We start from the raw sequence: 235 nt of genomic DNA, 5'->3' as shown, positions 1-235 counted from the left end.
CACCAGCCGCAGCGCCGACAGCGACGTACCGCCCGTCTCGAAGAAGTGGTCCAGCCGGCCGATCCGCTCCTCCGGGACCTTCAGGGCCGCCGCCCACAGGGCCGCGAGCCGGCGCTCGGCGTCGGTGGTGGGCGCCGCGCCCGACCCCGTACCGGCCCCCTCCGCACGGGCCGCGGACAGCTCGTTCGCGAGCCTGGTCAGCGCCTTCTTGTCGATCTTCCCGTTGGGGGTGAGC

General features: G+C 74.9%; 1 protein-coding gene. It reads right to left on the bottom strand.

Annotation, left to right across the window (positions count from 1 at the left end):
- Nucleotides 1–235: phosphopantetheine-binding protein (locus tag ACSNOK_RS36275; RefSeq protein ID WP_436784901.1), on the bottom strand; the 235-nt coding region annotated here is incomplete at both ends.

Origin of the sequence: Streptomyces sp. URMC 126 (genome assembly GCF_051386555.1) — a bacterium.
GTDB lineage: Bacteria > Actinomycetota > Actinomycetes > Streptomycetales > Streptomycetaceae > Streptomyces.
Note: the sequence above shows the minus strand (reverse complement) of the source record. Positions and strands in the feature narration are given on the sequence as shown.